The 22,595-nt window shown below is 71.9% G+C and carries 21 protein-coding genes and 1 riboswitch; of the genes, 8 read left to right on the forward strand and 13 right to left on the reverse strand.

What is annotated here, in order from left to right; genetic code table 11:
* Nucleotides 1-9: 9 nt before the first annotated feature.
* Both DY218_RS23470 and DY218_RS23475 read left to right on the forward strand, forming a co-directional pair.
* Complete coding sequence (locus tag DY218_RS23470; protein ID WP_128558124.1) at nucleotides 10-666, forward strand: uridine kinase family protein; 657 nt, start codon at nucleotides 10-12, stop codon at nucleotides 664-666.
* Nucleotides 667-1,079: 413 nt separating this feature from the next.
* Nucleotides 1,080-2,951 carry an AAA family ATPase gene (locus DY218_RS23475; RefSeq protein WP_128558125.1) on the forward strand — a complete coding sequence of 624 codons (1,872 nt, stop codon included), beginning with the start codon at nucleotides 1,080-1,082 and terminating at the stop codon, nucleotides 2,949-2,951.
* Between the two features lie 20 nt (nucleotides 2,952-2,971).
* On the opposite strand, the gene DY218_RS23480 is transcribed toward DY218_RS23475, so the two are convergent.
* The 8 genes from DY218_RS23480 to ribD form a co-directional block, all read right to left on the reverse strand.
* Nucleotides 2,972-3,403, reverse strand: coding sequence for a PH domain-containing protein (locus tag DY218_RS23480; RefSeq protein ID WP_128558126.1), 432 nt, complete (start codon nucleotides 3,401-3,403; stop codon nucleotides 2,972-2,974).
* 11 nt (nucleotides 3,404-3,414) lie between these two features.
* On the reverse strand, nucleotides 3,415-4,263 hold the full coding sequence (gene hisG, locus DY218_RS23485; RefSeq protein ID WP_128558127.1) for an ATP phosphoribosyltransferase: 849 nt from the start codon (nucleotides 4,261-4,263) through the stop codon (nucleotides 3,415-3,417).
* A gap of 49 nt (nucleotides 4,264-4,312) precedes the next feature.
* A complete protein-coding gene (locus DY218_RS23490) occupies nucleotides 4,313-4,585 on the reverse strand; it encodes a phosphoribosyl-ATP diphosphatase (RefSeq protein ID WP_128558128.1) in 273 nt (90 codons plus the stop codon).
* A gap of 90 nt (nucleotides 4,586-4,675) precedes the next feature.
* The gene (ribH, locus tag DY218_RS23495) at nucleotides 4,676-5,161 is read right to left on the reverse strand and encodes a 6,7-dimethyl-8-ribityllumazine synthase (RefSeq protein WP_128558129.1); all 486 of its coding nucleotides are present in this window, start codon (nucleotides 5,159-5,161) and stop codon (nucleotides 4,676-4,678) included.
* Nucleotides 5,162-5,206: 45 nt separating this feature from the next.
* Complete coding sequence (locus DY218_RS23500) at nucleotides 5,207-6,472, reverse strand: bifunctional 3,4-dihydroxy-2-butanone-4-phosphate synthase/GTP cyclohydrolase II (RefSeq protein ID WP_128558130.1); 1,266 nt, start codon at nucleotides 6,470-6,472, stop codon at nucleotides 5,207-5,209.
* The gene (locus DY218_RS23505; protein WP_128558131.1) at nucleotides 6,469-7,119 is read right to left on the reverse strand and encodes a nicotinamide mononucleotide transporter family protein; all 651 of its coding nucleotides are present in this window, start codon (nucleotides 7,117-7,119) and stop codon (nucleotides 6,469-6,471) included. The genes DY218_RS23500 and DY218_RS23505 overlap by 4 nt, the downstream gene beginning before the upstream one ends.
* Nucleotides 7,116-7,736, reverse strand: a complete 621-nt coding sequence (locus DY218_RS23510; RefSeq protein WP_128558132.1) for a riboflavin synthase — start codon at nucleotides 7,734-7,736, stop codon at nucleotides 7,116-7,118. The genes DY218_RS23505 and DY218_RS23510 overlap by 4 nt, the downstream gene beginning before the upstream one ends.
* Before the next feature lies 1 nt (nucleotide 7,737).
* Nucleotides 7,738-8,847, reverse strand: a complete 1,110-nt coding sequence (ribD, locus tag DY218_RS23515; RefSeq protein WP_233521862.1) for a bifunctional diaminohydroxyphosphoribosylaminopyrimidine deaminase/5-amino-6-(5-phosphoribosylamino)uracil reductase RibD — start codon at nucleotides 8,845-8,847, stop codon at nucleotides 7,738-7,740.
* A 194-nt stretch (nucleotides 8,848-9,041) separates the two neighbouring features.
* Nucleotides 9,042-9,172: riboswitch (FMN riboswitch) on the reverse strand.
* Nucleotides 9,173-9,386: 214 nt separating this feature from the next.
* On the opposite strand from ribD, the gene DY218_RS23520 reads away from it, so the two are divergent.
* A complete protein-coding gene (locus DY218_RS23520) occupies nucleotides 9,387-10,133 on the forward strand; it encodes an SDR family oxidoreductase (RefSeq protein WP_128558134.1) in 747 nt (248 codons plus the stop codon).
* Between the two features lie 56 nt (nucleotides 10,134-10,189).
* Here DY218_RS23520 and DY218_RS23525 read toward each other — a convergent pair whose 3' ends face one another.
* On the reverse strand, nucleotides 10,190-11,377 hold the full coding sequence (locus DY218_RS23525) for an ROK family transcriptional regulator (RefSeq protein ID WP_128558135.1): 1,188 nt from the start codon (nucleotides 11,375-11,377) through the stop codon (nucleotides 10,190-10,192).
* Nucleotides 11,378-11,527: 150 nt separating this feature from the next.
* Here DY218_RS23525 and DY218_RS23530 point away from each other — a divergent pair, with 150 nt between their 5' ends.
* Together DY218_RS23530 and DY218_RS23535 are read left to right on the forward strand one after the other, a co-directional pair.
* Entirely contained in the window at nucleotides 11,528-12,742 is a 1,215-nt protein-coding gene (locus DY218_RS23530; protein ID WP_128558136.1) for an MFS transporter, read from the forward strand.
* A gap of 135 nt (nucleotides 12,743-12,877) precedes the next feature.
* Entirely contained in the window at nucleotides 12,878-14,308 is a 1,431-nt protein-coding gene (locus tag DY218_RS23535; RefSeq protein ID WP_128558137.1) for a uracil-xanthine permease family protein, read from the forward strand.
* Here DY218_RS23535 and DY218_RS23540 read toward each other — a convergent pair.
* Complete coding sequence (locus DY218_RS23540; RefSeq protein ID WP_233521856.1) at nucleotides 14,284-15,465, reverse strand: glycoside hydrolase family 6 protein; 1,182 nt, start codon at nucleotides 15,463-15,465, stop codon at nucleotides 14,284-14,286. The genes DY218_RS23535 and DY218_RS23540 overlap by 25 nt on opposite strands.
* A gap of 232 nt (nucleotides 15,466-15,697) precedes the next feature.
* Here DY218_RS23540 and DY218_RS23545 point away from each other — a divergent pair, with 232 nt between their 5' ends.
* Nucleotides 15,698-16,390, forward strand: coding sequence for a DUF5995 family protein (locus DY218_RS23545; RefSeq protein ID WP_128558138.1), 693 nt, complete (start codon nucleotides 15,698-15,700; stop codon nucleotides 16,388-16,390).
* Between the two features lie 126 nt (nucleotides 16,391-16,516).
* Entirely contained in the window at nucleotides 16,517-17,446 is a 930-nt protein-coding gene (locus DY218_RS23550; protein WP_128558139.1) for an LLM class F420-dependent oxidoreductase, read from the forward strand.
* 114 nt (nucleotides 17,447-17,560) lie between these two features.
* On the opposite strand, the gene DY218_RS23555 is transcribed toward DY218_RS23550, so the two are convergent.
* A complete protein-coding gene (locus DY218_RS23555) occupies nucleotides 17,561-19,264 on the reverse strand; it encodes a flavin monoamine oxidase family protein (RefSeq protein ID WP_128558140.1) in 1,704 nt (567 codons plus the stop codon).
* Between the two features lie 385 nt (nucleotides 19,265-19,649).
* Between DY218_RS23555 and DY218_RS23560 the strand changes: the two genes are divergently transcribed.
* Nucleotides 19,650-20,336 (forward strand): Repetin, encoded by a 687-nt coding sequence (locus DY218_RS23560; protein WP_233521857.1) that lies wholly within the window; start codon nucleotides 19,650-19,652, stop codon nucleotides 20,334-20,336.
* 71 nt (nucleotides 20,337-20,407) lie between these two features.
* Here the strand turns inward: DY218_RS23560 and DY218_RS23565 are convergent, their stop codons facing one another.
* A complete protein-coding gene (locus tag DY218_RS23565) occupies nucleotides 20,408-20,860 on the reverse strand; it encodes an Lrp/AsnC family transcriptional regulator (RefSeq protein ID WP_128558141.1) in 453 nt (150 codons plus the stop codon).
* 10 nt (nucleotides 20,861-20,870) lie between these two features.
* A complete protein-coding gene (locus DY218_RS23570; protein ID WP_199566835.1) occupies nucleotides 20,871-22,391 on the reverse strand; it encodes an amino acid permease in 1,521 nt (506 codons plus the stop codon).
* Between the last annotated feature and the right edge of the window lie 204 nt (nucleotides 22,392-22,595).

Raw genomic sequence — 22,595 nt, forward strand, 5'->3', positions numbered from 1 at the left:
CTGGACCCGATGAGTCCCGTACACCGAGCCGCCGGCCCGCCCGGCCTGGAGCCCCTCGCCCGGCGGCTGCGCGCCCTGCCGCCGTCCTGCGGTCCGGTCCGGCTGGTCGGCATCGACGGCCACGCCGGCTCCGGGAAGTCCACCTTCGCCGACCGTCTCGCCGTCGCGCTCGGCGGGGCGCCGGTGCTGCGGCTCGACGATGTCCGCAGTCACGACGCGTTGTTCGACTGGACCGAACGGCTCGACAAGAGCGCGATCGAGCCGTTCCGGCACGGACGGGCCGGCAGCGTCGCTCCGTACGACTGGGAACGCCGGCGGTACGGACCGGAACGGACCGTCGAGGCGGCCCCGGTGGTGCTGATCGAGGGCGTCGGAGCGGGCCGGGCTTCCTTGCGGCCGCACCTGGCGTGGCTGGTGTGGATGGATGTGCCGCGGGATACGGCATGGACGCGAGGGCGCGGCCGGGACGGATCGGTCCAGAGCGGGTTCTGGGACACCTGGGAGCCCGCGGAGCGCACGCACTTCGCCGGGGACCCCACAGAACCGTGGGCCGACACGGTGGTACGCCAGCGTCCCGAGGGATATCTGCTGCTGCCGGGACCCCGTAGAACCGCAGGACAACCCCACACCGCCACGGAGAGTGACGGACCGTCGGCGATGCGCTGAGGCGGCGGAAAAGCGCTTCCATCAGTCCCCCAACTCCGCTTGACCCAGGGGTCGTACAGGTCTTACGTTCTCAATGTGCGCCCCGATGACGGCGCCCCGCAGACGCGAAGCCCCCGGTTGTTCCCCCGTGATCGGGGGCTTCGTTCTGCCCTTTGTCCCTTTCGTGGGTGCGCCAGGACGCCACATGTTCACCCTGGGTCACCAGCCGTCCCTGCGCCGGTGTGACCGCCCGATCACGCGGCACCCTTCGGTCGACGGCTCCCCCGCAGGTACGATGCCTGCGGAGCGGCCCCGTGGACGGCCGCGCCGGACAGTTGTTGAACTCCCGTCCACAGCACAGTGGTTGACGAAGGCCGTCGGCCGGCGGCTGTCGGTCGGCACACCACGGGGCACGGCTTGTGGGGGGGGACGGGATGGACTTCGGCACGCAGGGCTCGTCGGCCCCGGCCGACCTCGCCTGGCTGCGGGGCGTCGACGCGTACACGATGGGGGCGTATCCGCAGGCCGAGGAGGAGTTCCGGGCCGCGGTGCGGATCGATCCGGCGATGGCGGACGGCTGGCTCGGACTGCACGCCCTGCGCATCGACACGACCAATGCCCTCCTGCGTATGCACCGGCACCGCGACCGCTTCGGCGAGCAGCGGGCCCGCCACCGGCGCACGCTCAACTCCTGGTACTGGCTGGGCTGGTGGGTGCAGCCGGTGCTCGAGTCACCACGCGATCTGCTGCTCGCGCACGCCTCGCACTGGCTGGACGGACGGCACGTACCGGAGCTCGACCGGGCCCTCACCGGACTGCCGCCGGTCGACGCCGATCCGCAGGTGCGCTTCCTGCACGCGTGCCGCGCCTATCTCGTCAAGGACTGGGAGCACCTCGTCCGGCACACCGACCCGCTGATCGACGACCCCGTACTCGGCATCGAGGCGGGCCTGTTCGGCGGGATGGCACGGGTCCGGCTCGAGATGTACGGGCATGCGGAGCCGCTGCTCTCGGCGGCCCTGATGCGCTGTCGCAGCGAGCAGCCGCAGCGCAAGGAGCTGCGCTACTGGCTGGCCCGCGCGCACGAGGGCACCGGCCGTACGGCCGCCGCACTGCCGCTGTACCGCGCGGTGCACCGGGTCGACGCCTCCTTCATGGACACCTCCGCGCGCCTGGCCGCGATCTCCGAGGGCGACGGGTACGACGAGAGCTTCGATCTGGCCACCTTCTCGCTGGCCGGCGTGGGCCAGGACCTGGCCGACGCACAGGAGTCCGGGGACGGCCTCTTCGGCGGCGACGGCCGGGATCTGCGGCTCGGCCCGGACCCCGAGTCCGAGGCGGCCACGGGGGCCGGCGGCATGCCCCCGGACCTGGTCCGGGAGAAGGCCGTCTTCCCCGTGCAGCCGGGTCCGTCGCAGCTGCCGGCCGGCCCGTCGGATCCCGCACTGCTGCAGGAGGCGCTGGCCGAACTGGAGCAGATGGTCGGCCTGGAACCGGTCAAGCGCCAAGTCAAGGCGCTGTCCGCGCAGTTACGGATGGCCCGGCTGCGCGCCGGGCAGGGGCTGCCGGTGCAGCCGCCGAAGCGGCACTTCGTCTTCTCCGGCCCCTCCGGTACCGGCAAGACGACCGTGGCCCGCATCCTGGGCCGGGTGTTCTACGCCCTCGGGCTGCTCGGCGGCGATCATCTGGTGGAGGCGCAACGAGCCGATCTGGTGGGCGAGTTCCTCGGCCAGACCGCCGTGAAGGCGAACGAGCTGATCGACTCGGCGATCGGCGGAGTGCTCTTCGTCGACGAGGCGTACGCGCTGTCCAACTCGGGCTACAGCAAGGGCGATGCGTACGGCGACGAGGCGCTGCAGGTGCTGCTCAAGCGCGCCGAGGACAGCCGCGACCACCTGGTGGTGATCCTCGCCGGGTACCCGGAGGGCATGGACCGGCTGCTCGCCGCGAACCCCGGCCTCGGTTCGCGCTTCACGACGCGCGTCGACTTCCCCTCGTACCGTCCGCTCGAACTCACCGCGATCGGCGAGGTGCTGGCCGGGGAGAACGGCGACGTGTGGGACGAGGAGTCCCTGGACGAGCTGCGCTCGATCAGCGGCCACGTGGTCGACCAGGGGTGGATCGACGAGCTGGGGAACGGACGGTTCCTGCGCACGCTCTACGAGAAGAGCTGTGCGTACCGCGACCTGAGGCTGTCCGGCTTCACCGGGACGCCGTCCCGGGACGATCTGGCCACCCTGCGGCTGCCGGACCTCATGCAGGCGTACGGCGAAGTCCTGTCCGGACGCAAGCCGAACCCGACCTGAGCGCCCGACCCGCCCGAGCCCTAGGTCGGAGCCGATTCGACCAGATCGCGCAGCGCGCGTGCGTCCTCGATGGCCCGCTGCTTGGCGATCCCGGGCTGGATCCCCATCGCCGGCAGGCTGGTGCCGTCGCTCAGGTCGAGAAAGACCCAGGCGTCACCGGGCCGCAGGTTGACCTGGACGATCTCCGCCCAGGCGAGGCGGCGCGTGGTGGTCAGATTGACCACCGTGACACCGGCCTCGTCGGCGACGATCCTGGGCCGGGCGAGCAGGAGCAGCACACCGAGGATCAGTGCGCCGACGAAGACGAAACTGATGCGCTCCCCTGGGCCGAGATTCTCGAGCAGCAGGGCGACCGCGGTGATGACGGCGAGGATGGCGACGCCCGAGGAGATCAGGACGGCGCGCGTACGGGCGGGGCGGAAGGTGACCGGGAGGGTCGGCGTGCTGGACACGGTGCGGGCCGTCAGAGCCGGCAGGCGTGGATCGCGGTGGTCAGGATGGCCCGGGCACCGATCCGGTACAGATCGTCCATGATCCGCTGGGCGTCCTTGGCGGGCACCATCGCGCGGACGGCGACCCAACCCTCGTTGTGCAGCGGGGAGATGGTGGGCGACTCGAGGCCGGGGGTGAGGGCGACGGCCTGCTCCAGGTGCTCGGCCCGGCAGTCGTAGTCCATCATCACGTACGTACGGGCGACCAGGACGCCCTGCAGCCGGCGCAGGAACTGCTCGACCTTCGGGTCCTCGGACTCGGCTCCGGTGCCGCGGATGACGACCGCCTCGGACTGCATGATCGGCTCGCCGATCACCTCGAGGCCGGCGTTGCGCAGGCTGGTGCCGGTCTCCACCACGTCGGCGATGACCTGGGCGACGCCGAGTTCGATGGCGGTCTCCACGGCGCCGTCCAGGTGCACCACGGAGGCGTCGACGCCCTTGTCGGCGAAGTGCTTGGCGACGATGCCCTCGTAGGAGGTGGCGATCGTCAGGCCGGCGAAGTCGGTGAGGCCGGTGGCAGTGCCGGGGCGGGTGGCGAAGCGGAAGGTGGAGCGGCCGAAGCCGAGCGGCAGGATCTCCTCGGCACCGGCACCCGAGTCGATGAGCAGGTCGCGGCCGGTGATGCCGATGTCGAGCTTCCCGGACGAGACGTAGATCGCGATGTCGCGGGGGCGGAGGTAGAAGAACTCCACCTCGTTGGCTTCGTCGACGGCCACCAGCTGCTTGGACTCGCGGCGCTGCCGGTAGCCGGCCTCATGCAGCATCTCCGCCGCAGGTCCTGACAGGGAACCCTTGTTGGGGACGGCGATGCGCAGCATGAGGTCGGCTTCCTTCGTTCGGTGCGGGTGGGTGCGGCGGGGGTGTGGATCAGAGATGGGCGTACACGTCGTCGAGGGAGATGCCGCGGGCGACCATCATCACCTGGACGTGGTACAGGAGCTGCGAGATCTCCTCGGCGGCGGCTTCCTTGCCCTCGTACTCGGCGGCCATCCAGACTTCGGCGGCCTCCTCGACGACCTTCTTGCCGATGGCATGGACGCCCTTGTCCACCAGTTCGGCGGTGCGGGAGGTGGCGGGGTCGCCTTCGGCGGCCTTGTGCTGGAGCTCGGTGAAGAGCTCCTCGAAAGTCTTCTTGGACATGGTGCTGCTCACTCTACGCGGAGCGCCGACCGCGGCGCGCGGCGCCTCCCGCCGCCCCGGGGGTCAGGGGCGGACGGGCGGCACGGTCGGTCAGCGCCAGGGTTCGGTGACGGTGCGCAGAGCGGCCGCGGTCGCGACGGCGGCGGTCACGGCCTCGTGGCCCTTGTCCTCGTGCGAGCCCTCGATCCCGGCCCGGTCCAGGGCCTGCTCCTCGGTGTCGCAGGTGAGGACGCCGAAACCGATCGGGACTCCGGTGTCGATGGAGACCTGGGTGAGGCCGTAGGTGACGCCCTGGCAGACGTACTCGAAGTGCGGGGTGCCGCCGCGGATGACGACGCCGAGGGCGACGACGGCGTCGTAGCCGCGGCCGGCCAGCTGCCCCGCGACCACCGGCAGCTCGAAGCTGCCCGGGACGCGCAGCAGGGTCGGCTCGTCGATGCCGAGCTCACCGAGCGCGCGCAGGGCGCCGTCCACCAGGCCGTCCATGACCTGGGTGTGCCACTGGGCCGCGATCACGGCGACGCGCAGATCGCCGCAGTTCTTCACGCTGAGTTCGGGTGCGCCCTTGCCGCTCACGTTTCTCCTCGGATGGTGCTGGGTGGTGTCCGGTTCCGGTGGTGCTCAGCGGGCGTCGAGCCACGGCAGGTCGTGGCCCATCCGGTCCCGCTTGGTGCGCAGATAGCGCAGATTGTGCTCGCCCGCCTCGACGGGCATGGTCTCCCGGCCGCCGACCCGCAGGCCGTGGCGGACCAGGGCCTCGGTCTTCTCCGGGTTGTTGGTCAGCAGGCGTACGCCCTGGACGCCGAGGTCGCGCAGGATCTGCGCGCCCGCGCCGTAGTCCCGGGCGTCGGCGGGCAGGCCGAGCTCCAGGTTGGCGTCGAGGGTGTCGCGGCCGCGCTCCTGCAGCTCGTAGGCGCGCAGCTTGGACAGCAGGCCGATGCCGCGGCCCTCGTGGCCGCGCAGATAGACGACCACGCCGCGGCCCTCCTCGGTGATCCTGGCCAGCGCGTTCTCCAGCTGGGGTCCGCAGTCGCAGCGCAGCGAGTGGAAGACGTCCCCGGTCAGGCACTCGGAGTGCAGCCGTACGAGCACGTCGTCGCCCTCGGCTTCGCTCAGGTCCCCGTGCACCAGGGCGACGTGCTCCACTCCGTCGACGGTCGAGCGGTAGCCGTATGCGGTGAACTCGCCGTAGGAGGTGGGCAGTCGGACCTCCGCTTCGCGGCGGACGGTGGGCTCACTGGTGCGCCGGTAGGCGATCAGGTCCTCGATGGAGATGATCGTCAGGCCGTGCTTGCGGGCGAAGGGGACGAGCTCCGGAAGGCGCAGCATGGCGCCGTCCTCGCCGGCGATCTCGACGATCGCACCGGCCGGGCGCAGGCCCGCGAGCCGGGCGAGGTCGACGGCGGCCTCGGTGTGGCCGTTGCGCGCCAGGACGCCGCCGGGGCGGGCCCGCAGCGGGAAGATGTGCCCCGGCCGTACGAAGTCGGCCGGTCCGGCCTCGCCGCCGGCGAGCAGCTGCAGGGTGGTGGCGCGGTCGGCGGCCGAGATGCCGGTGCTGACACCGTGTGCAGGACCCGCATCCACCGAGACGGTGAAGGCGGTGCCCATCGACTCCGTGTTGTCCTCGACCATCTGCGGCAGCCGGAGGCGGTCGAGTTCGGCGCCCTCCATGGGTGCGCAGATCAGGCCGCGGCACTCGCTCATCATGAAGGCGACGACCTCGGGGGTGGCCTTCTCGGCGGCGATGACGAGGTCGCCCTCGTTCTCCCGGTCCTCGTCGTCGACGACCACGACGGGGCGTCCGGCCTCGATGTCGGCGATGGCCTGCTCGACCGGGTCGAGGGTGAGCAGCTCGTCGTCCGTGGGGCGCAGAGGGATGGCGTTCATGCCGGAGCTCCTTCGAGGACAGGTGCGGTGGCGCGGGACCGCTGCCACCAGTCGCGCATCCCCCACAGGACGAGGGCGAGGTAGATCACGTACACGAGACCGGAGAAGGCGAGGCCGCTGTGGAAGGCGAGCGGCACCCCGACCAGGTCGACGAGGAGCCAGGCGAACCAGAACTCCACCAGGCCACGGGCCTGCGCGACCATCGCGACCAGCGTGCCGACGAAAATGTAGGCGTCCGCCCACGGGCTCCAGGACAGCGACGGGAACGCGACGAAGATCCCGCCGACCGCGAGGGTGCCGGCGGCGGCGCCCGCGAGCAGCAGACCGCGTTCCTTCCAGGTCGCGAAGCGCACCGCGATGGTGCCGTCCTGCGCCTGCTGCCGGCCGCGCTGCCACTGCCGCCAGCCCCACAACGCGACGCCGATGACGAGCAGTTGCTTGCCGACGCCGCCGGACAGCTGCGCCGATGCGTAGGCGGCGACCAGGATCAGGCCGGAGAGGAACTGGGCGGGCCAGGTCAGGATGGAGCGGCGCCAGCCGAGGGCGAGCGCGGCGAGGCCGATGCTGTTGCCGACCATGTCGGACCAGATGACGTGCTGGCCGAAGGCGGTGAAGGCCTCGGCGTTCAGCCAGTCGAGGGTGCTCATCGGGCGGACTCCCGGTCGTGGTCGCCGGCGTCGGCGCCGAGCAGTCGCTCGACGTACTTGGCGATGACGTCGACCTCGAGATTGACCGGGTCACCGGTCTGCTTCACGCCGAGCGTGGTCAGCGCGAGCGTGGTGGGGATGAGGCTGATGGTGAAGAAGTCGGCCCCGGCCTCGACGACGGTGAGGCTGACGCCGTCGACGGTGATGGAGCCCTTCTCCACGACGTAGCGGGCGAGCTGCTCCGGCAGGGCGATACGGACGATCTCCCAGTGCTCGGAGGGCTCGCGGCCCAGGATCGTGCCGGTGCCGTCCACATGGCCCTGCACGATGTGTCCGCCGAGCCGGTCGCCGACGGCGGTGGGACGCTCCAGATTGACCCGCGAGCCGGGTGCGAGGACGCCGAGGCTGGACCGCTGCAGCGTCTCGGCCATCACGTCCGCGGTGAACTCGTCGCCGTCGTGCTCGACCACCGTGAGACAGACGCCGTTGACGGCGATCGAGTCGCCGTGGCGGGCGCCCTCGGTGACGACGGGTCCGCGCAGTCGAAAGCGTGAGGAGTCGCCGAGATTCTCCACGGCGGTGACCTCACCCAGCTCTTCGACGATTCCGGTGAACACGTCAGTGCTCCTTCGAGTTCGGGACGGGGACTGCAGGTGCTGGAGGTGCTGCGGGGACTGCGGTGATGCGCAGATCCGGTCCGATACGGGCGGACTCGGTCAACTCGAGTCGCAACGCGGCGGACAGCGTGCTGATTCCGGCGTCGCCGAGCGCGGCGGGTCCGGAACCGAGCAGTACGGGGGCGAGATAGCCGATGACGCGGTCGACGGCGCCGGCCGCGACGAAGGCGCCGGCCAGCGTGGGGCCGCCCTCGAGCAGCACGGAGCGCACATCGCGCTGGTGCAGCGCGGTGAGCAGCGCGGTCACGTCGAGACCGCGCGCGGCGCGCGGCAGACGCAGCAGCTCGGCGAGGGCGGTGGAGTCGGCGGCCCAGGAGGGCGCAGTCGCGTCCTGGGCGACGGCGACGAGCGTGGGCGCCGCGTCGTCGAGGATGCGGGCACCGTCACGTACCGCGGAGGCATGGGTGTCGACGACCACCCGCAGCGGCTGTACGGCGCCGGGCACCCCGCGGACCGCGAGGTGCGGGTCGTCGGCGGTGGCCGTGCCCGAGCCGACCACGACGGCGTCGCTCTCGGCGCGCAGCCTGTGGACGTCGGCGCGGGACTCGGCCGAGGTGATCCAGCGGCTGCTGCGGTCGGCGGCAGCGATACGGCCGTCGAGGGTGGCGGCGTACTTCCAGGTGACGTACGGGCGGCCGAGGCGCATCGAGGTGAGCCAGGCCGCGTTGCCGGCGGCGGCCTCGTCCTCGAGGAGGCCGGCGACGACGTCGATGCCGGCCGCGCGCAGGGTGCGTGCGCCGCCGGTCGCGGAGGGGTTGGGGTCCGCGACGGCGTGGACGACCCGGGTGACGCCGGCCTCGATGAGGGCCTGGGCGCAGGGTCCGGTGCGGCCGGTGTGGTTGCAGGGCTCCAGGGTGACGATCGCGGTGCCGCCGCGGGCGCGTTCGCCGGCCGCACGCAGGGCGTGGATCTCGGCGTGCGGTCCGCCGGCCCGCTCGTGGTGGCCCTCGCCCGCGACCTGTCCGTCCGCGTCGAGGACGACGCAGCCGACGACCGGATTGGGGCTCGTGGCGCCGAGGCCGCGTGCGGCGAGCGCCACGGCGCGGCGCATGGCGGCACGCTCATGCTCCGGCACTGCGGGTGGGGTGGCGGCCACCGGGTCCTCCTGCCTCTGCGGGCACGGACTCCGGGGCCTGTCGATGACGACAGAATCGACGGAACAACGCATGGGGATCGCCGGACGGCGGCCCGACGGCTGCTACGGCCGGCGAAACCGACGGCGGCGCACCCAGGGGTGCTGATCCGCCGCGCACTGCCTCCCATCCGGACTTTCACCGTCGGTCCAGGAATTTCACCTGGTCAACCGGCCACTGGATGCGGCCGGGTCGCGGACTTTAACCGCCGGTTCGGAATTGCACCGACCCCGGAGTGCGCTGCTTCTGGTACACGGCCAGTGTGCCACGCCTGATCGTCGGCCAGACAGGTGAGGGCTGTGGCCTCACTCACAGCGATCGGAGGCATACCTTCGAAGGTGCGGAATCGGGGTTCCGGGGAGCTTGCGATGTCACGTTCCCGGGCACCCTGTCCGTCCGCGTGGTGTACGGGCCGTCCCCGTGGTGTACGGCAGGCCTCAGCAGCGGGAGTGAACAGATGACGACCGTCCTCGTGACCGGCGGAACCGGGACCCTCGGCCGGCAGGTGTGCGAGCGGTTGCGCGCCGGGGGCCACGAGGTGCGCGCTCTGAGCCGGCATGCCCCGGACTTCCCGGTCGACCTGCTCAGCGGTGCCGGCCTCGACCGCGCGGTGACCGGGGCCGAGGCGATCGTGCACTGCGCCTCGGCGCAGCAGGCGGGCGCCGACGAGCGGGCGGCACGCAATCTGATCGAGGCGGCCCGCCGGGCCGGCGTCGGACATCTGGTCTACATCTCGATCGTCGGCGTGGACGAGGTGCCGCTCGGCTACTACCGCACCAAGCGCCGGGTGGAACAGCTCGTCGAGGAGTCCGGCATCGGCTGGACCGTCCTGCGCACCACGCAGTTCCACGAGCTGATCCTGCAGATCGCGACGGCGGTGACGCGGCTTCCGCTCGCGCCGTTCCCCTCGGAGGTGTCGAGCCAGCCGATCGCGGCGGCCGAAGTGGCCGACCGGCTCGCGGAGTTGGCACTCGCCGGTCCTGCGGGGCGGGTGCCGGACATGGGCGGGCCCGAGGCACGTACGCTGCGCTCGCTGATCGGGGCGTACGCGGCGGCGGCCGGGCGGCGGCGGGCGTTCGTGCCTGTGCGGCTGCCGGGGCGCACCTTCGCGGCGGCGCGTGCGGGGCGGCTCCTTGCGCAGGACCGGGCGGTGGGGCGGACGACGTTCGAGGAGTTCCTCGCCGAGCGGATGCCGGTGCGGTAGCCGGCGGCCCGGGTGTACGAGGCCGGCGAGCGTACCCGGCCGGGATGCGCCGCGGCTCAACTCCCCGGCGCGAACAGGTCGTCGTGCGCCATGTCCTGGGCGGTCAGCAGGGCGCCTCTGAGCACCGCGGTCCCGCCGAGCGCCCCCGCCCGTACCTCCGTGCGCAACGGCGAGAGTGCGGCGGCCCGTTGCTCGACGCGCTCCGCGAGTACGGTGCCTCCGACCCGGCCGACGGCCCCGCCGAGCAGCACACACCCGGGGTCGAGGATCGCCGCCACGGAGGCGACACCGAGGGCGAGCCGGTCGGCGAGTGCGTCCAGGAAGGCGGCGGCCCGGGGCTCGCCGGGCGCGTGCACGGCCGCGCCGACCGTGGCGACGGCCGCCGATTCGTCGTCCCCCTCGTGACCTGAGCCCAGACCGTGCTCGGCGGCCAGCGCGCACACCGCCGCGGCCCCCACCAGCGAGTGGAATCCGCCGTCGCAGGAGCTCGCGGACGGCACCCCGGCGGCCCCCGGCACCGGCAGGAAGCCGATCTCACCGGCCCCGCCGCTCGCCCCGCGGCGCAGTGTGCCGTCGAGCATCACGGCGGCCCCGATGCCGTGGGCGAGCCAGAGCATCACGAAGGTGTCCCGGTCCTGGACGGCTCCGACGCGCTGTTCGGCGACCGCGGCGAGATTGGTCTCGTTCTGCACGACGACGGCGGCGGGGAGCCGTTCCCGCAGGGCGTCGACGAGTCGCCGGTGCCAGGCCGGCAGGCCGGTGGTGTCGCGGAGTCGGCCGGTCGCGGGCTCGATCAGACCGGGTGCGCCGATGCCGACGCTGTGCAGCCGGCCGGCGCCCGCATCGGCGGCGGCCTCCTCGAGCAGGGCGACGGCCTGCTCCACGGCGGGTTCGGTGCCCATGGCGCCGTCGATGGGCAGCGACTTCTCGGTCAGGACCGTGCCCAGCAGGTCGGCGACGACGACGGAGAGCCCTTCGGTGCGGACGTCGAGGGCGGCCAACTGGGCGCGGTCCGCCACGATTCCGTACAGCCGGGCGTTGGGTCCGCGGCGCTCGGCGCCCGCCTCGCCGACGACCGTGATCAGGCCGGCTTCCTGCAGGCGTTCCACGAGTCCCGCGACGGTCGGCCGGGACAGTCCGGTCAGCTGCTTGAGCTGACCTGCGGTCAACGGTCCGTGCCGCCGCAGCAGTTCAAGAGCGGACCGGTCGTTGATCGCCCGGGCCGTGCTCGGGGATGCGGGCATGCCGTGATCCTCTCAGGCGGGGCCGCCGGGGCGGGCACCGGTGGTCGGCCGGAAGGCGCTCACGGTACCTCTATTTATCAGGCAAGGTTCCTGATAGTTTACGGCGCTGAATCCGGCAGGTGGTCTGGCGGTTCGGTCGGGAGGGGCCGCATGAGCGGGACGGACAGCGAGGCGGGCATCGGCGCGCGGCGGCTGAGGCAGGCGCGGTACGCGGTGGCGGCGGTCTTCTGCGTGCACGGCGCGGTGACCGGTTCGTTCGCGACCCGGGTGCCGTGGATCCAGGACCACGCCGGCGTCAGCGCGGGCCAGTTGGGCCTCGCGCTCGCCTTCCCCGCGATCGGTGCCTCGCTGGCGATGCCGCTGGCCGGCACGGTCACCCACCGGTTCGGCGCCCGCACCGCGCTGCGCGGACTGCTCGCCCTGTGGACGATGGCGCTGATCCTGCCGTCGCTCGCACCGAATCTGCTCACACTGTGCCTGGCCCTGTTCGTCTACGGCGCCACGGCCGGGATGTCGGACGTGGCGATGAACGCACTCGGGGTCGATGTGGAGAACCGCCTCGGGCGTTCGGTGATGTCCTCGCTGCACGGCATGTGGAGTGTGGGCGCCCTGATCGGCTCGGCGGCCGGCACGCTCGCCGCGCATCTCGGTTCGGACGCCCGGCTGCACCATCTGCTCGCCGCCGTCACGCTGACCGTGCTCGGGGCGATCGCATGTCAGGGCGTACTCGATCTGCGCAGCGCACCGGAGGAGGAGGCACCGCCGCGGTTCGCGCTGCCGCCCAAGTCGGCCCTGGTCATCGGGGCGGTGGGGTTCTGCGCGGTGTTCGCCGAAGGGGCGAGCCTGGACTGGTCGGCGGTGTATCTGCGCGATGTGCTGAGCACCTCACCGGGAGCCGCGGCCGCGTCCACCACGGCTTTCGCCCTGACGATGGCCGTGGCCCGGCTCGCGGGCGACAAGGTGGTCGACCGGTTCGGGGCGGTGCGTACGGTGCGGGTCGGCGGGGTGCTGGCCACGGCCGGCGGACTGCTCGTGGTGGTCGGGACCGGCCCGTGGCCGGCGATGGCCGGCTTCGGTCTGATGGGCCTCGGGATCGCCGTCGTCGTACCGCTCGCCTTCGCGGCCGCGGGGCGCAGCGGAGACAACCCTTCGCTCGCGATCGCCGGCGTCGCCACCATCACGTACACCTCCGGGCTCGTCGCCCCGTCCGCGATCGGCGCGATCGCGGACACCACCTCCCTCGTGGTGTCGTTCGGCCTGGTCACCGTGCTCGCCTTCGGACTGATCGCCTTCGCCGGAGTGCTGGCCCCCGGCCGCAGGTCCACGATCGCCGGGCGGAGCGCGACGCCCGCCGGCCGGGACTGACCGGACACGCCGCGGGACCGGCGGCACCGCCCGTGGCCGGAGCGCTCCACAACACCCCCCACCTGCGGTGCGGCCCTCCCCCGTGCCCCGTAGCATTGCCGGGTTCACGCACCCCTTGAGAAAGCGAAACCCACGATGAAGCTCGGCGTGCGCTGGTCCCTGCACGGTGATGGGCGCACCCCCGCGCCCGGCGCCGTGGTCCGTCCGGACGAGCGGCTCTCCTGGCCCCGCACCGCCGGGCTCGGTGCCCAGCACGTGGTGGCGATGTTCGGCGCCTCGTTCGTGGCCCCGGTCCTGATGGGTCTCGACCCGAATCTGGCGATCATGATGTCCGGCATCGCCACGATGATCTTCCTGCTTGCGACCGGTGGGGCGGTGCCCAGCTATCTCGGGTGCTCGCTGTCGTTCGTCGGCGTGGCCGCGGTGATCAGGGCGCAGGGCGGCAGCAGTGCGACAGTGACCGGTGCGGTCTTCGCGGTGGCCGTGGCGTTGTTCCTGGCGGGGCTCGCGGTACGGAAGTTCGGCGCACGGATCATCCACGCGACGATGCCGCCGATCGTGACGGGCGCCGTGGTGATGCTGATCGGCTTCAACCTGGCGCCCGTGACGGCCAGTACGTACTGGCCGCAGGACCAGTGGACCGCGCTGCTCGTCATGCTCTTCACGGGGCTCGCGGTCGTCTGTCTGCGCGGCTTCTGGTCGCGGATCGCGATCTTCCTCGGCCTGATCTTCGGGTACGGGATCTCCTGGATCTTCGACCGTGTCTTCGGGCAGATCCATTCGGTCGCGGGCGGCACCGAGGCCGTGGACCACTGGCGCCTCGACTTCTCCGCAGTCGGCAAGGCGGACTGGGTGGGCCTGCCGTCCTTCCACGCGCCGAGCTTCGAGTGGTCGGCGATCCTGGTCGCGCTGCCCGTGGTGATCGCCCTGATCGCGGAGAACGCCGGGCACGTCAAGGCCGTCGGCGAGATGACCGGGGACGATCTGGACGGCAAGCTGGGCACCGCGATCTCCGCGGACGGCGCCGCGTCCATGCTGTCCACGGCCGTCGGCGGCCCGCCGAACACCACGTACTCCGAGAACATCGGCGTGATGGCCGCGACCCGGGTGTACTCCACCGCCGCGTACTGGGCGGCGGCGGTCTTCGCTCTGCTCTTCGGTCTGTGCCCGAAGTTCGGCGCGGTGGTGGCGGCGATCCCCGGCGGCGTCCTGGGCGGCATCACAGTGATCCTGTACGGAATGATCGGCCTGCTCGGCGCCCAGATCTGGATCAACGCCAAGGTCGATCTGCGCAATCCGCTGAATCTGGTGCCGGCCGCGGCGGGCATCATCATCGGTGTCGGCAATGTGAGCATCAAGATCTCGGACAACTTCGAGCTGAGCGGGATCGCGCTCGGCACCCTGGTGGTCATCACCGGCTATCACGCGCTGCGCGCGATGGCACCGGCGCATCTGAAGACCCAGGAACCGCTGCTCGACGAGGGCACGTCCCGCTACGACACGGAGGCGGAGGCCCGTGCCGGTGAGCGGACCGGTGACGGTCAGCCGCCGGTCGCCAATTCGTAGGCGTAGTCCGGGGTGAAGGAACCGGCCGCACCCTTGCAGCCGTCGGACTCGCCGGGGAGCTTGATCCACAGATAGGCGTCGATGCGGGACGCGCCGGTGCTCAGGGTGGGCGGCTGGCCCAGTTTGCGGCCCGCGGGGTCGCACCACTGGCCGGCCGCGGGCGCGCCGTTGCCGTTGCGGCTGGTGTCGATGACGGCGCCATGGCTCGCGGGGCCGCCGAGCGCGGCGAGCACCGAGCGGGCGTAGGCGGTCTCGTCGGCCGTGGTGTGGAAGTTCGAGACGTTGGTGAAGATGCCGTCGGACGAGGCGGCCGAGGCGGCTCCGGCCTTGCGCAGCGCGGCGGCCTGGGTGGCCGCCGGATGCCAGCCGGAGTGGCCGGCGTCGTAGTACACCTTGGCGTTCGGATTGGCCGCGTGCAGGGTGCGGCCGGCGCGGGCGAGCGAGGCGAAGCGCGCGGAACGGTCGGCGGCGGACAGACAGTCGGAGAGGGCGACCGCGTCCGGTTCGAGTATCACCACGACCTCGCGTGAGCCGAGCCCCGCCGCGAACTGGTCGATCCACCGGTCGTAGGCACCGAGCGAGGGCGCGCCGCCCTGCGAGGCGCCGCCGCAGTCCCGGTCAGGTATCGCGTACGGCACGAGCACCGGGACCTTGCCGCCGGACGACGAGGTGACCGCGCGGACCCGGGAGGCGATGACGTCCGGGTTGTACTCGGCGAACCAGACGGCGGCCGGCCGGTCCGCTATGCGCTGCTCGATCAGGGGGCGGCGCGGGTCGTTGCGATTGGCCCGGACCCAGTCGAGCACCTGCGAATCACCGTGCCGGTAGAGACCGTTGCTCTTCGGGGCAGGGTCGGGCCGCGGAGTCTTCGGCGCGGCGGACGTCTTGGACGGTTTCGGCTTCGGAGACTTGGACTTCTTGCTCGGCGACGGCGACGAGGACGGCGTCGGCACGGCCGGCAGTGGCTCGAGCGTCGGTTCGGGCGTCTCGGTGCGCCGCGCCTCGTGCTGCTCTCCGCCGCCCTCGGCCGCCGAGATCAGTCCGGCGGCCGCTCCGATCGCCACCACGACCGATGCGGCGGCGGATATCGCCTGATGCCGTGCGGTGCGTCTGCGTGCGGCGCGCTGTGCGCGTCGCTGCGCGCGATGACCTGCCACGGTTCCGTACCCCCCTGAACGTGCTGTCGTACGTGTGCTGTTGGTGCCCGTCACCGCCTGGTGCTGCCCGCGGTGACGGCCTTGTGCTGCCTTCGGTGCGCTCGCCGCCGGGTCTCCCCGAGCGGACTCACCCACCCCCCTGGGTCCCGCTGCCGCCCCCGGCGTCCCCCGTTCCGGGGAAGCTCAGGGCCGGTCGGTCCCGCCACCACCCTATGACTGTCACGCTGCGTCCATGGTGCGCTTGGAGCAGTTGTCGACGGCCACGGCCGGTGTCGACGCCGTGGTGGCGCGGATGCGGGGGCTCGACGAGCAACTCCATCCGGCCGACGGGGTCGCCGTTTTCAACCGGGTGTATCTCTCCGTGACCGAGGCGGTGGACCGGTCCATCGACTCGGGCGGTTTCCCCGACGCGAGGTCGGCGGCGACCCTGGATGTCCGTTTCGCGGAGCGCTATCTCGATGCGGTGGACTCGGCCGCCGTGGGGCGCCGTCCGGCGCACTGCTGGCGGCCGCTCTTCCAGTACCGGCACCATCCCGGAGTACGCCCGCTGCAGTTCGCACTCGCGGGCATCAATGCGCACATCGGACACGATCTGGCCCTGGCCGTGGTGGACACCTGTCGTACGCTCGGCTGCGAACCAGCCGACATCGAGGCGGACTTCGACCGCGTCGGCGCGCTCCTCGTCGCCCTCGAGGAGCGGATCAGGGAGGACCTGATGCCCGGGCCCGACCTCCTGGAGGTCGCCGATCCGCTCACCCATCTGCTCGGCTCCTGGAGCCTGAACCGCGCCCGGGACGCGGCGTGGGCGGCGGCCCGTGTCCTGTGGGGCCTGCGCCATCTGCCGGATCTGGCGGAGGACTGCGTGGAGCGGATGGACGAGGCGCTCGGTCTGGTCGGCCGCTGCCTGCTGACGCCGTGGCGATGACCGGTCGACACCGGCGGAGCCCTCTGGCGAGAAGCGGTCAAGTCGCCTTGGATGAGATCGAGTTGACCGGGAGGTGCTGAGCGCCCAACGGTCGTCGCACGGTTCCGTATCGCCAGGAGGACACGTATGACCGTCAAGCTCGGACTCGGACTCCCCCAGATGAAGCAGTACGACCTCGGCCGCGATGTGCCGGCCGTCGCGCGGGCCGCCGAGGAGACGGGCTACGACAGCCTGTGGGTGTTCGAGCGGATCCTGTTCCCGACACCGGCGACGCAGGGCCTGTTCGGGATCGAGGGGCTGCCGTGGCCCGATCAGTACCGCTCGGTGGCGGATCCGCTGGTCACGCTGGCGCTCGCGGCGGGCGCCACCGAGCGGGCGCGCCTGGGCACGAGTGTGCTCGTGGCGCCGCTGCATGTGCCGTTCCAGCTGGCCCGTTCGCTGGCGACGCTCGATGCGGCAGCCGGCGGGCGGGTGGTACTCGGCGTCGGTACGGGCTGGTCCAAGGACGAGTACGCGGCGGCGTCGCTCGTCCCCTTCGCCCGGCGGGGCAGGGCGCTGGACGAGCTGATCGATGTGTGCCGGGCGGTGTGGGGGCCCGATCCGGTCAGTTACGAGGGCGAGTTCACCCGGATCGCGCCCGCCGAGGTGGGGCCCAAGCCGGCCCGGCCGATCCCGGTGTACCTGCCCGCGAACAGTCCGCGTGCGGCGCGGCGCCTGGTGGATCGCGCGGACGGCTGGATGCCGGGGGCGACGGGAGTGGAGGCGCTTGCGTCGGCCTGGGCGGGGCTGCGGGAGCTTGCTGCGGAGCGGGGGCGGGAGCGGGCGATCGCCGTGACGGTGCGGGCCAATGCGCGATATTCGGCGAAGCCGGTGGATGAGGCGGAACGGGCGCCGTTCCAGGGGAGTGTGGAGCAGATCGTGGCCGATCTGGTCGCGCATGCGGGGGTCGGGGTCGACGAGATTCTGATCGATCTGCAGGGGACGATGCGGGATGCGTCCGAGCTGGTCGACGTTGCGGCCGAGGTTCATGCGGGGGTGCGGGGCGCGGGGGTGTGAGTCGCCTGCGGCGGGCTGTCACCCCACACCCCGCTCCTTCCCGAAAGTCCTGCCGGACGGGCCTCCTCAAATTCCCCCGGACTCCGTCCGGGGGGACCCCCAGAGGGGCTGCATTCAGTCCTCCGGGAGCTCCACCGGTGCGATCTCCTCGTAGCGGTCGCCGGGGCCCGGGTTGGTGGGGTCCGTGGTGCCGCCGAGCTGGTGCATGACGCCCCAGACCGCGTTGAGGGCCGTCTGGACCGCGCCCTCCGCCCAGCCCGCCGTCCAGGAGATGTCGTCGCCGGCGAGGAAGATGCCGCGCTTGTCCTCGGGCAGCAGGTCCTGCATGAAGTGCGTGAACAGGCGGCGCTGGTAGCGGTAGTGACCGGGCAGGTTCGCCTTGAAGGCGCCCATGAAGTACGGCTCGTTCTCCCAGGAGACGGTGACCGGGTTGCCGATGATGTGGCGGCGGATGTCGACGTTCGGGTAGATCTCGCCGAGCGACTTGAGCATGACCTCCATGCGCTCGTTCGCGGACAGCGGCAGCCACTTCAGGCTGTCGTCGCACCAGGTGTACGAGAGGCAGATGACGGCGGGGTTGTCCGGGCCGTTGTCGAGGAGGTAAGTGCCGCGCGTCATACGGTCGGTGAGGGTCATCGACATGGTGTCCCGGCCCGACTCCGCGTCCTTGTCCAGCCAGAACGGGCGGTCGACGGGGACGAACAGCTTGGAGCTCTCCATGTAGTGGGTGCGCTCGATCGCCGTCCAGTGGTCGATCGGGAAGAGCGCGTCGTCGCACTCGATCTTGGAGAGCAGCATCCAGGACTGCGCGGTGAAGATCGCCGCGGGGTAGGTGCGGATGTCGCCGCTCGCGTCGGTGACCGTGATGCGGTTGCCCGCGGTGCGGTGCAGCCGGGTCACGGCCGGCCGGGGTTCGCCGTTCTCGTGCAGACCGGCGAGCGAGGTGCCGTGCGCCCAGTGCACGATCTTCTGCGGCTCGCGCTCCCAGAGCCGCAGCGGGAGCTGCTGGCTGCCGCCCACGATGCCGCGGTGGTGGTCGTCCGCCTCGGTGTAGACGACCCGCAGGATCTCCAGGATCGAGTTGGGGAAGTCGGTGTCCCAGCCGCCGGTGCCGAAGCCGACCTGGCCGAAGATCTCCCGGTGCCGGAAGGACTTGAACGCGGGCGAGTCGCAGAGGAAGCCGTAGAAGGTCTGGTTGTCGAGCTTCTCGACGAGCCGGGACCAGATCTCGCGGATCCGCGGGATGTCGCGCTCGCGCAGCGCCTGGTTCATGTCGGAGAAGTCGGCGCCCTCCTCCAGGCAGGCGTTCCAGGCGTGCATGACGTCCCGGTAGACCTGCGGCAGATCGTCGACGGTCTCCGCGTAGTGCGACTCGCCCTTGAGGTCGACGACCGTCGAAGGGGTGTCGGGGGCGAGCGGGTTGGGGAACGGCTCGGTGCGCAGGCCGACCAGGTCGATGTAGTGCTGCAGCGCGGTCGACGACGGCGGGAAGCGCATCGCGCCCATCTCGGCGGTCAGTTCCCCGCCCTCGGCGGAGCAGCCGTCGAAACCGACGGTGCGCAGCCGCCCGCCGATCCGGTCCGCCTCGTAGACGACGGGCTTGAGGCCCATCTTCATCAGCTCGTACGCCGCGACGATGCCGGAGAGACCGCCGCCGATCACCGCGACCTCACGCCCGTGCTCGGCCGCCGGTATCTGCCCGAGGCCCGCCGGGCTCGCCAGGTAGTCGTCGTACGCGTAAGGGAAGTCCGGCCCGAACATGGTTATCGGCGGCTGGGCCTCGGTGTGCTGGACGGCGGTGGGCACCGTGGACGTCATGGGGCAGGGACTCCTCGCGGGACGGGGTGGTACGCGTACGGCGGCGTGGTACGACCGGGCCGGACCTGGTGGCGGGCGCGGCGCACGGGCCCGGAGGGGGTGTCCGACGCCTCCAAGACCGTACGGGCGCGGGAGGAAGCCGGACAAGCGGTGAATCTTGCGCACCGACGGGTGATCCGTTGCGTGCCGGGGGCGTCCCGCGGTGATTCGTTGCGCCGGTGCGGAGCGGCCCGTGGGTCGGCCCGGAGTCGCATGCGTCGCCGCGCGCCCCCGCCGTACGGGGGAGGCGGTACCGCCCGAGGGCCGATGTGGCGGAGGGGTGCCGGGCGCGAGGCTGAGCCCACCCGGAACGACCGGGCGAACGGCCATCATCCCGGAGGACTCTGTGAGCCGATCCACCACCGGCCACCACCACTCGACCCAGCTCGACCACCGCCGTACCCGTATCGCCAGAACCGCGGGCGTCGCCGTCCTGGTGACCACGGTCCTGGTCACCGGCGGCGTGGCGGGGGCGGCTGCGCCCTCGGAACAGGAGGCCCCGCCCGTCCGCGGCGAAGCGGTCGCGGCCGCCGCCGCACCGCACACCGGCGACGCGGCCGCCCTCACCGGAAGGGCGAAGCTGGACCGTCCCACCACGGAGGACATCACCTTCACCTTCGACGCCCACCTGGCCGAGAAGGACCGGATGAACCCGAGCCGGGCCTCTGGCACCTTCCGTTTCGTCCACCTCGACAAGCCCGGTGGCGAGGGCGGCTGGGCCGAGGGCCGGATCGACTGCCTGGTGACCGGCGGCAAGGTGGCGACCGCCACCGGCGTCGTGACCAAGGCCAACAGGCCGGGTCTGAAGGGCACCCGGGTCGGCTTCAGCGTGCACGACGTACGGGGCCAGGACCGGCTCGGCTACAGCTGGGCCGCGTACGGCACGCCCGCCGACCAGCCGGGCGAGCTGTCCAAGTGCACCAGCGCCGCCCCGTTCGAGAAGGTCCGCAAGGGCACCGGCGATTTCAAGGTGCTGCCTTGGGTACCGGACTTCTCCGCGGCGGGCGGGCAGGGCGCCGGCGACGAGCGGTAGTCGCCGGCCGGAGCCGGGCCGGGGCACACGGGGGTGGCCCTGGCCCGGCGCTCCGCTGTGTCCGGGCCCCGTCAGCCCGGCGCACCGGAGGAGAACCGGCGCAGCAGCGGCGAGAGGACGAGCACGGACTTGGTGCGCTCCACGAAGTGCTCGCCCGCGATCCGTTCGAGTACGCGCTCGAAGTGCCGCATGTCGGAGGCGAAGACCTGCGCGATGGCGTCCGCGTCGCCCGTGACGGTGGACGCCGAGACGACCTCCGGGTAGCGCTCGAGGCCGCGTTTGATCGCCTCCGGCGAGGTGTTGCGGCGGCAGTGGATCTCGATGTAGCCCTCGGTCTCCCAGCCGAGTGCCGCCGGGTCGACGCGGACGGTGAATCCGGTGATCGCACCGGTGGCCCGCAGACGGTCGACGCGCCGCTTCACGGCCGGCGCGGACAGGCCGATCTCCTGGCCGATGTCGGCGTAGGAGCGGCGGGCGTCCTCGGCCAGGGCGTGCACGATGCGTTCGTCGAGTTCGTTCAGCACGGCGGGCGGTTCACTTCTCTTCGTTCCGGTTCTCTGAGCCGGCGGCCGCTGCGTCGGGGCGGTCGGCCGGTGCGTCGGCGGGCTCCGTCGCCAGGCGGGAGCGGCGGTAGCCGTAACTGAAGTAGAACACGAGGCCCACGGCCATCCAGATGCCGAAGACCACCCAGGTCACGGCCTGCAGGCTGAACATCATCCAGACGCAGAAGCCGAAGCCGAGCACGGGGACCAGCGGCGACAGCGGCACCTTGAAGCCACGCGCCATGTCGGGCCGGTTGCGCCGCAGGACCACGACCGCGACGTTGACCAGGGCGAAGGCGAAGAGGGTGCCGATGCTGGTGGCGTCGGCGAGCTGACCGAGCGGCACGGCCGCGGCGAGCACGCCGCAGAAGAGCGAGACCAGCACCGTGTTGGCCCGCGGCACCCCGGTGCGGCGGTCGACCCTGGCGAAGACCTTCGGCACGAGTCCGTCGCGCGCCATCGCGAACAGCACGCGGGTCTGTCCGTACAGCACGGTGAGCACCACACTCGCGATGGCGATCACGGCACCGGCGGCGAGGATCACCGCCCAGAAGCCCTGCCCGGTGACCTCGCGCATGATCGAGGCGAGCGCCGCCTCGGAGTCGCCGAACTCCTGCCAGGGCCGCGCACCGATCGCGACGGCCGCGACCAGGACGTACAGGCCGGTGACGATCACAAGCGACAGCATGATCGCCCGCGGCAGGTCGCGCTGCGGGTTCTTCGCCTCCTCACCCGCGGTGGAGGCCGCGTCGAAGCCGATGTACGAGAAGAACAGGGTGGCTCCCGCGGCACTGACCCCGGCCATCCCGAGCGGCATGAAGTTCTCGTAGTTGCCGGAGCGGAAGCCCTGCAGGCCGATGACGCAGAACAGCAGCAGGGCGGCGATCTTCACCGCGACCATGATCGTGTTCGCCCGTGCGGACTCGCGGGCACCGCCGAGCAGGAACACCATCGCGAGCAGCAGCACGATCAGTGCGGGCAGATTGAAGAACCCGCCGTCGCCGGGCGGTGCGGACAGCGCGCCCGGCAGGGTGACACCGATGGTGCCGTCGAGCAGTTCGTTGACGTACTCGCCCCAGCCCACGGCGACCGCCGCGACGGACACCCCGTACTCCAGGACGAGACACAAGCCGCAGACCCAGGCGACGAGCTCGCCCATGGTGGCGTAGGCGTACGAGTACGAGGAGCCCGCGACGGGGATCGTGCCGGCCAACTCGGCGTAGGACAGCGCCGAGAACAGTGCGGTGAGCCCGGCGACCACGAAGGACAGCGTCACGGCGGGCCCCGCCTTCGGCACCGCCTCGCCGAGCACCACGAAGATGCCGGTGCCGAGGGTCGCGCCGATGCTGATCATCGTCAGCTGCCACATGGACAGGGACCGCCGCAGCGTGCCGCCCTCGCCCTGGCCGCCCTCGGCGACGAGGCGCTCCACGGGCTTGCGGCGCATCACGCCGCCGGCCCCGCCGCCGGATGCGGTGGCGGGCAGGGGTGGCGCTTGGCCTCGGTCCGACACGGGCGTGCTCCTTCATGACTGCGAACGGTCGGCGGTGACCGCGGCAGCCCGGTGGTAGGGACCACCGAGCAGACGGTCCCCGCCACACGAAGTACAGCGCCCGACTGTATGAGGCGCGGCTCACCTCGCGAAATGCGCGAACCTTGCGCGTTCGCCGCGAAATGTTGCGCTGCCCTTCCGTATACGGGAGTTCATTGCGCGGCG

Origin of the sequence: Streptomyces triticagri (genome assembly GCF_003429565.1) — a bacterium.
Taxonomy (GTDB): domain Bacteria; phylum Actinomycetota; class Actinomycetes; order Streptomycetales; family Streptomycetaceae; genus Streptomyces; species Streptomyces triticagri.